This is a genomic window from Fictibacillus iocasae, from assembly GCF_042665465.1.
GTDB classification, from domain to species: Bacteria; Bacillota; Bacilli; order Bacillales; family Fictibacillaceae; genus Fictibacillus; species Fictibacillus iocasae.
This window is the reverse complement of sequence record NZ_JBHTCP010000039.1, coordinates 20,195-27,901: the sequence shown is the minus strand read 5'-3', so window position 1 is coordinate 27,901 and position 7,707 is coordinate 20,195. Positions and strand designations below refer to the sequence as shown.

Genomic DNA, 7,707 nt, shown 5'->3' with positions numbered 1-7,707 from the left:
TTGTTGTTGTTCTTCCAAATAAAAAAGCCCCTCTCTAGATAAGATAAGCTCATTATCCTATGGGGCTTTAGTGATTATAAGGTGTGGTTAATTTTACGCTTACGATTTACGGGCGAAAGTTGAGGGTTCTTGGACGAGAATTTAAATTTGCGGGCAAGAACAGAAAATTTGCGGCCGAGCCCAAAGTAATGTTGATTATCATCCGCTCACACGGGGAATATACGAAACACAATAACGAAGCGATACAAGCGATATGAAGCGTTAAAGAGGAGATGGAGAGCGGATGAGCAGCAAAATTTATGACATGATTGGAGTCGGCATCGGACCGTTTAACTTAGGACTCGCGGCGATGCTGCAGGAAAAAGGCGGTAAAGAGGCGCTGTTTTTTGAGCGGAAGTCAGAGTTTAACTGGCATAAAGGCATGCTGATCGACGGCACGACCATGCAGGTGCCGTTCTTTGCCGACCTTATCAGCATGGCCGATGTGAGAAGTCAGTTCACTTTCCTCAATTACTTGCAGGAACATGACCGGCTGTATCATTTTTATTTTCTTGAAAAATTCAACATCCCGCGCACCGAGTACAACCACTATTGCCGCTGGGTAGCGGACCAGCTGAACTCGTGCCGGTTCGGCATGGCGGTCGAGCAGGTCACCCCGGTCGATAACCTGTATGAAGTGGTCGTAAAATCAGAAGAGACCGGCGAGGTGGAAACGTACTGGACCCGTCATCTAGCCGTCGGAATCGGACTAAGCCCAAGCGTTCCATCATATTTAGAAAAACACCTCGGCCCTAAAGTGATTCACTCTTCGCAGTATCTGGACAAGAAGGACGAGCTGCTGGAAGGCGCGCGAGCCGTCACGGTAATCGGAGGCGGACAGAGTGCGGCAGAGGTGTTCCTTGATCTCGCCAAACAGCAGAATCACTTTTCGTTAAACTGGTTCACGCGCTCCAAAGGGTTCTTTCCGATGGAATACTCAAAGCTCGGTCTTGAATACTTTTCGCCGGACTATACGAACTTCTTTTACGAGCTGCCGCAGCAAAAAAAGGATGAGCTTGTCCCGCAGCAGGATCTGCTTCACAAAGGCATCAGCATGGAAACAATCGCCGAAATCTATGATTTGCTTTACGAGAAATCGGTCGGCGGGCAAAAGCTGAACATCTCACTTCAGGCAATGACAGAGCTTGTGGAGATGGAGAAGTCGGGGGCGGGCCACGTGCTGCGTCTGCGGCAAAATGTGTCGGATGAAGCGTTTGACATGCAGTCTGATGTCGTCATTCTTGGCACCGGCTACGCGCCGGCGTTCCCGCATTTTCTCATGAGCATGCAGGACAAAATTGACTGGGACGAGCAAAGCCGTTATCAGATCACGCAAGATTATGTGCTGAAGACAAAGGGTCTCACTGACAATCATATTTTCATCCAAAACGGCGAGCTGCACACACACGGCGTCGGATCCGGCGACCTCGGCCTCGGCGCCCACCGAAACGCCGTCATCCTGAACAAAATTTACGGAAAAGAAGTTTATAAGGTGAATAAGAAAAATGTCTTTCAGCAATTTGGCATATCTTCTGGGATGGAATGTAGGGAGAAAGTAAGCTTGAAGCAATTTTTAGGTCGACATACAGTCTAAGAGTATCGGTATAAGCCGATGCTTTTTTATATGAAAAGCTTGAAATAGCTTAGCTTGGACAAGGATATATAAAATAGAGGGAGAAATGATAAAATAGATTTATAAACGAAATAAAAACGAGGTGACAGTTGTTGTGGAGGCGTATTGGAAGGCAACAGGTATTTCAAACCGTTTTATCGGTGAACTGCATGACTACTGCATACACCATAAGGAAATTGAGAAAGTCATTCTATTTGGATCCAGAGCAAGAGGAGACTACCATAAAACGTCCGATATTGATCTAGCTGTATTTACGAGAAACCTTTCTCATACGCAACAAAATTTAATAGAAGAATCCATTCACGAGCTGTCAACGTTATTAAAAATTGATGTGCTTTTCATTAATCGTCTGACAAAAGTAAAACTACTTTCTAATATTCAGAGAGAAGGAGTAATTATTTATGAACAAGGAGAGGCTTTACGAGAAGCTTAACGATTTCAAGCGTGCGTCGGCAAGGCTGAATGATGCGCTAGGCATTCAAATTGATGATGATATCGTTTACGATGGGGTAATTCAAAGGTTTGAGTTTACGTTTGAACTTAGCTGGAAAGTGATGAAAATGTTCTTAGAATACACAGGTATTACGGATGTGAAAAGCCCAAGATCCACCATTAAGGAAGCATTTACGTATGGATTAATTGAAGACGAGGAACATTGGCTTGATATGATGATTGATAGAAACAAAACGTCTCATCTTTATGACGAGGATCAAGCCAAGCTTATCTATGGAAAAATTAAGACGCATCATAGTGAATTGCTCTCCTCTCTATGTGAAAAGGTGGAAGAGGAAATGAAAAGGTTAGACTGATGACCTTGGAGTAAATCAAAAAACCGCCCTCAAGGCGGTCCCAAAAACTCACTCAAAAATCTGCTTCAAATGATGCTCCATATGCTCTAAATAGTCCTGAATCAGCCACTGCAGGGAAACGGTCGAATTGCTGCCGACACAGCATGCGGTGCGCAGCTTATCATCTGGAATGTTCGCAATTACCCGCGCGATCTGCTTGTTCAGCGTCAGCCAGAGCGAGCAGACCTCCTCACAGCCCATCTTTTCATAGCATTGCACGCGCACCCAGTCATTTTGCTGATATTTCGCTATCATGACGGGCTCTGCCTCGCACTGCGCCCGCACGAACCGGCTTAAATTGTTGATCGCCGAATCACACAAATGCCCGAGAATCTCTTTTTTCGACCATTTATCGGGCGTCGCCTTCACACACGCCTCTGATTCCGAAAACCGGCTGAACTGCTGCGGCACCTCGGTCAGCCAAAACAATAACTTGTTCGCCACTGTCTGCATTTCGATCCCTCCCCAAACGTACACATTGTTACAGCTTATGCTAGCTATGCCGTTTTCATAACGGGGAGACGAGCAAATGAAAAATATGTATTCTAAAAATCCCCTCCATCTCGAGTATTGGAGAAGAGGGGGAGCATGTGGATATTAGTGTAAAAGCATTTTGTAGAGCAGCAGATCGTCGACAAGCTCGCCGTCGATGTCAAATTCACCGACGAGACGGCCTTGCTCCAAAAAGCCGCATTTCGTATAAAAGCGCACCGCCTTCTCGTTGCAGGAGAGCACGCGCAGGCAAAGCTTCGTTTTCCCCATGCTGCGCGCCCAGTTTTCTGCATGGCGCATCAGTTCCTGGCCGATGCCGCGGCCGTGATGGTCAGGATGGACAGCCATCGCGAGCTCGCAAACATGGCGGTTTGAAGGAAGAGGCGTGACGTTCTGAAGCTGAATATAGCCGCAGACTGTGTCACCGTACATTGCCACGAGCATGCTGCCTGGCGGGTATTCGTTCCGAAACGACTCAACGCTGTCCCAATGAATGCGCTCGCTCGGTGTCGTGCCCTTCACCCAGGCGATGTTGTCGATGGCCATCAGGGCGTCCAAGTCTTTTTCATCAGAGAACCGGACAACTATTTTCATACATACTCACTCTTTCTATTAAACGTTTTGCGTCTCTTTAACACGATAATTGTCAATCGTGATGACGTCCGCTGCAACGAGGTGGCCGCCGCCGATGTCAATCAGGTGCGGCGGATGTAGAGAACGCGGGGGCAGTTCAATGACCTCGCGAATCATGCCCCTCTTGTGCGGCGTGTTCACCGGAATCGCGGAAAGCAGCGATTTCGTGTACGGATGGACGGGATTTTCATAGATTTGCTGTTTAGTAGCGAGTTCGAGCATGTGACCGTGACGCATGACGGCCACCCTGTCGCTCATGTAATGGACGACGTTCAAATCGTGCGAGATAAACAGGCAGGTGAGCGACAGCTCAGCCTGCAAATCTTTCAGCAAATTCAAGATTTGCGCCTGTACGGAGACGTCGAGCGCTGAGACCGGCTCGTCGGCAATGACCATTTTCGGCTGCACGATCAGTGCACGGGCGATGCCCACACGCTGCCGTTCGCCTCCAGAAAACTCGTGAATCTTTTTATGATTCGCTGTTTGCGGAAGCCCGACTTTATCGAGAAAAGAAGAAACGAGCTTGGAACGCTCAGGCCGCGAGTGGCTTTTCTGGATGATGAGCGGCTCAGCCAGGATCTCGCCAACCGTCATGCGTGGCGACAGGGAATCAAACGGGTCTTGGAAAATCATCTGAAAGTCGCGCTGTACGGACCGCAGCTTCTTCCGCTTTAGATGGGTGATATCGTGGCCGTCGAACGTGATCTCGCCTTGGTCCGGCTCATACAGCCGCATGAGTGTGCGGCCGAGCGTTGTCTTGCCAGAGCCTGATTCGCCAACGATGCCGAGCGTTTCTCCACGGTAAACGGAAAATGACACGCCGTCAACGACTTTATGAATATGTTTGCCGGATATAAAGTACTTGGACAGGTGCTGAGCAGATAACACGACTTCCCTCATACAACCGCTCCTTCCCTAAAAAAACGGACAAAATGCCCGGGTTCCACTTCCACGAGTCTTGACGGCGGTTCGTCTGCCGGCGAGGCGCCGTATGTGGCGGGAGCGAACTGCATGCCGTTGTGTCCGCCTGACTCAACCATGTAATCATGGATGCTTTTCAACCGTTCAGGTGTAGAGCCGATGGCCGGGATGCTCGCCATGAGTGCTTTTGTATATGGATGAAGCGGGGAGTCGAACAGGGTGTAGACATCTGATGATTCGACGATCTGCCCTCTGTACATCACGTTCACCCGGTCCGCATACTCGGCAACGACACCTAGATCATGTGTAATCAACAAGACCGATGTTCCCGTCTCTTCCTTATACGAGCTCAGCAGATCGAGCACCTGCTTTTGCACCGTCACATCGAGTGCGGTCGTCGGCTCGTCGGCGATAATGAGCTTGGGTTTGCATGAGACGGCCAGGGCAATCATCACGCGCTGCTTCATCCCACCTGAGAGCTGATGCGGATACTGGTGATACGCATGCTCTGGATCAGCGAACCCGACAAGCCGCAGCAGCTCGAGCACCGCCACCCTCTGTTCGCTCCTGTCCATCAGCTTATGATAATGAAGGCCTTCAGCAATTTGACGGCCAACCTTCATGCCTGGGTTCAGCAAGGCCATCGCGTCCTGAAAGATCATCGACACCTCACGGCCGCGGTATTGCTGCCAGTCTTTTTTGGAAAAAGAGAGCACATCGCGCCCGTTATAGAGGACGGACCCGGATTTCACCGCACTGTTTTCGGGCAGTAATCCGAGAACAGAAAGGGAGGTCAAGCTTTTTCCAGATCCCGATTCACCGACAACAGCGACGGTTTCATTTTTCCTAATCGTCAGCGACACGTCCCGAACGGCGGTAAATTCGCCGCTTTTATGTGGGAAACCAATACAAAGATTTTTAATTTCCAGCAGTTCGCTCATTTGGCATCCCTCACATTCTGTATGCCTTGCATGATCAGGTTCAGCGCATAAATCGTCGCCGCGAAAAAGGCGAGCGGAAGAAGGACAAGCCATGGCGCGGTCTGCAGCTCGCGAAACGCGAGGCCGATCAAGCCTGACCATTCCCCGGCAATCGGGTAAAAGGCTGGAGTTGGCTCCATCGGATCGCCCTCCATAAGGACTTCAGCACCCCCAATAAAAACGGACAGGACGCCAAGGTGGCAGAGGATGATGAGCACTTGGATCATGTTCTGTGCGGTGAGCACGAGGCATTTCGTGACAAGCTCTGGCAGCACGTGCCGGACATACACGTAGGGCAAGGAAGCGCCAAGGGCGACCGTGTTGGTAATATAATCTTTTTTCATAATGCTCTTGATGTCTTTAGAGAAAAAAGAAATCAGCGGCAGCACGCCGATACCGGTCAGGATCAAAAATTGCAGCGTCACAATTTCGTTTAGCTTTCGGAATCCGCCGGAAGGATCGGCCATGAACAGCGGCTCCATTAAAATGAACGCAAGAATCGCGGTGGGCATGTAGATGGATGACTCGACAAGGTCCTCGATGAACGAGCCCGTCTTCGTGTTCATGCGGTAATAAAAGAATGAGATCAGGACCGAGAGCGCGATGCGCAGGACGGCGATGCCAGCCGCAAACAGTACGGTGTACTTCGCGCCATCCAGAATCAAGTGGAACATGCTCTGCCCCCTGCGGTCTGTTCCAAACGGAGGGACATCACTTGGTGAGAACGGGGCCACTTTGGAAACGAAGCCTTGATCGTTATACAAGAATTCGACTTTTTCTGGTACTTGGTAAAATCTCTCGAACGTGAAGCTGATGGTTAACAGTCCAGCAATAAACAAGAATCCAATTAAAAAGGACGGCTGTTTCACGACTTTCCATGCCATCATGCGGCTTCCTCCATTTCTGCATCCATACCGCGATGAACACGCAGCTTGTAATCGATGTACTCAAACAGCAGGGAAAATGGCAGCGCGAGCACCAAAATAGTCGCCGCCAGTGCCACACCGCGTGCGTGCAGCATGATCGTCATGATGCCATGCAGGTTGTAAACAATCTCGACAATGAACAGGTTCGACAGCATAAAAATAAAAATGGTTTTGTAATAGTTGATCAAGTTACTGATCAGGTTGCGGAAGATATGGTGGACGGTTATGTACATGCTGCCAAGCCCCATTGATTTTGCCACCTTCACATAGGCTTTGCCGCGTTCCTCTTCCATTAGAAGGAAGGTAATTCTGAACAGCTGCAGAGCCGGGAGGAGTGACAGCGTTATGATGGGCAGAAGGTAAATCTTCTGGTTCATGAACGCTGACACACTGCTGACCAAATAACCCGTCTGCTTGTAGATGTAAACGACAGAAAGCTGAAGCAGAAAAACGATAAACAGATCAGGAAACGATTCAAGAAACGTGAAGGTTCGTGTCAGCAAGCCTTTGGCAAAGGACGGCATGATCGTCGTCATAAACGTCATCACAAGTGCAAACACGATGCCAACGAGCAGCGCACCACCAAAAATCGTCATAGAATAACCGAACTTCTCAAACACTTCGGGGAAAAGCGGGTACGTGTACTGATCAACCCGGTAATCCCAGACACTCGGTGTATTTTGCATCCATCCCTGCAGCAGGATGGAAGGCAGCAAGGATATTAATACAATGCCAATCAACAAAGAACGCAGCTTGCGGCCATAGCTTTTCCAAGGGAAATCCAATTTTAAAACCCCCTTTGTTTTCCTTAATTTGTAATAATTGTAACATAATTAGAAAATTCTTAAAACTCTTTTAATAATCCTGTGAAGTTTAACAGCACTCGTACAGGGTACAATTTGTAAATAAGATCAAAGCTTGGGGTCCGGTACACCTGCCCTTAAAACGCTGACAGTACAAGGTATGAAACCTTGTGGTACCGGACCCCGATGTCATTGGTCTTAGGACCATCATCTCCAAAAGCGAAGCGGAAAGGAAGTGAGACAATGCCGGAAGAGAGTGGCAGCTTATGGCTGCTGATCGCCGCATTCCTCGTCCTGACGGGCATCCAGGCATACTGGGCACTGAAGAAGCAAAGCATGACAGCGGTGCTGGTTTTCTCAGGCATCATCTGGATCGGAGCGGCAGCCTACTTTATCTTTTTGGAAAAAATAACCGATATTTAAATTCGGTTT

10 protein-coding genes are annotated in these 7,707 nt (G+C 48.9%); 4 read left to right on the top strand and 6 right to left on the bottom strand.

The features are described from left to right. The first annotated feature begins 283 nt into the window (after positions 1–283). The 3 genes from ACFQPF_RS12115 to ACFQPF_RS12105 all read left to right on the top strand — a co-directional run bounded on the left by ACFQPF_RS12115 (position 284) and on the right by ACFQPF_RS12105 (position 2,481). The gene (locus tag ACFQPF_RS12115) at positions 284–1,633 is read left to right on the top strand and encodes a lysine N(6)-hydroxylase/L-ornithine N(5)-oxygenase family protein (RefSeq protein ID WP_379749982.1); all 1,350 of its coding nucleotides are present in this window, start codon (positions 284–286) and stop codon (positions 1,631–1,633) included. Between the two features lie 133 nt (positions 1,634–1,766). Continuing rightward, a complete protein-coding gene (locus ACFQPF_RS12110) occupies positions 1,767–2,105 on the top strand; it encodes a nucleotidyltransferase domain-containing protein (protein ID WP_379749980.1) in 339 nt (112 codons plus the stop codon). After that, the gene (locus ACFQPF_RS12105) at positions 2,074–2,481 is read left to right on the top strand and encodes a nucleotidyltransferase substrate binding protein (RefSeq protein ID WP_379749978.1); all 408 of its coding nucleotides are present in this window, start codon (positions 2,074–2,076) and stop codon (positions 2,479–2,481) included. Before ACFQPF_RS12110 ends, ACFQPF_RS12105 begins: the two co-directional genes overlap by 32 nt. A 48-nt stretch (positions 2,482–2,529) precedes the next feature. Here the strand turns inward: ACFQPF_RS12105 and ACFQPF_RS12100 are convergent, their stop codons facing one another. The 6 genes from ACFQPF_RS12100 to ACFQPF_RS12075 form a co-directional block, all read right to left on the bottom strand. Continuing rightward, positions 2,530–2,973, bottom strand: coding sequence for a DinB family protein (locus ACFQPF_RS12100; RefSeq protein WP_379749976.1), 444 nt, complete (start codon positions 2,971–2,973; stop codon positions 2,530–2,532). A 144-nt stretch (positions 2,974–3,117) separates the two neighbouring features. Beyond that, complete coding sequence (locus tag ACFQPF_RS12095; RefSeq protein ID WP_379749974.1) at positions 3,118–3,606, bottom strand: GNAT family N-acetyltransferase; 489 nt, start codon at positions 3,604–3,606, stop codon at positions 3,118–3,120. A gap of 18 nt (positions 3,607–3,624) precedes the next feature. Further along, complete coding sequence (locus tag ACFQPF_RS12090; protein ID WP_379749972.1) at positions 3,625–4,545, bottom strand: ABC transporter ATP-binding protein; 921 nt, start codon at positions 4,543–4,545, stop codon at positions 3,625–3,627. After that, positions 4,542–5,507 carry an ABC transporter ATP-binding protein gene (locus tag ACFQPF_RS12085; protein WP_379749970.1) on the bottom strand — a complete coding sequence of 322 codons (966 nt, stop codon included), beginning with the start codon at positions 5,505–5,507 and terminating at the stop codon, positions 4,542–4,544. The genes ACFQPF_RS12090 and ACFQPF_RS12085 overlap by 4 nt, the downstream gene beginning before the upstream one ends. Beyond that, positions 5,504–6,433 (bottom strand): hypothetical protein, encoded by a 930-nt coding sequence (locus ACFQPF_RS12080; protein ID WP_379749968.1) that lies wholly within the window; start codon positions 6,431–6,433, stop codon positions 5,504–5,506. Before ACFQPF_RS12080 ends, ACFQPF_RS12085 begins: the two co-directional genes overlap by 4 nt. After that, positions 6,430–7,257, bottom strand: a complete 828-nt coding sequence (locus tag ACFQPF_RS12075) for an ABC transporter permease subunit (protein WP_379749966.1) — start codon at positions 7,255–7,257, stop codon at positions 6,430–6,432. Before ACFQPF_RS12075 ends, ACFQPF_RS12080 begins: the two co-directional genes overlap by 4 nt. Before the next feature lie 261 nt (positions 7,258–7,518). Between ACFQPF_RS12075 and ACFQPF_RS12070 the strand changes: the two genes are divergently transcribed. Continuing rightward, on the top strand, positions 7,519–7,698 hold the full coding sequence (locus tag ACFQPF_RS12070) for a hypothetical protein (RefSeq protein ID WP_379749964.1): 180 nt from the start codon (positions 7,519–7,521) through the stop codon (positions 7,696–7,698). The last annotated feature ends 9 nt before the right edge of the window (positions 7,699–7,707 follow it).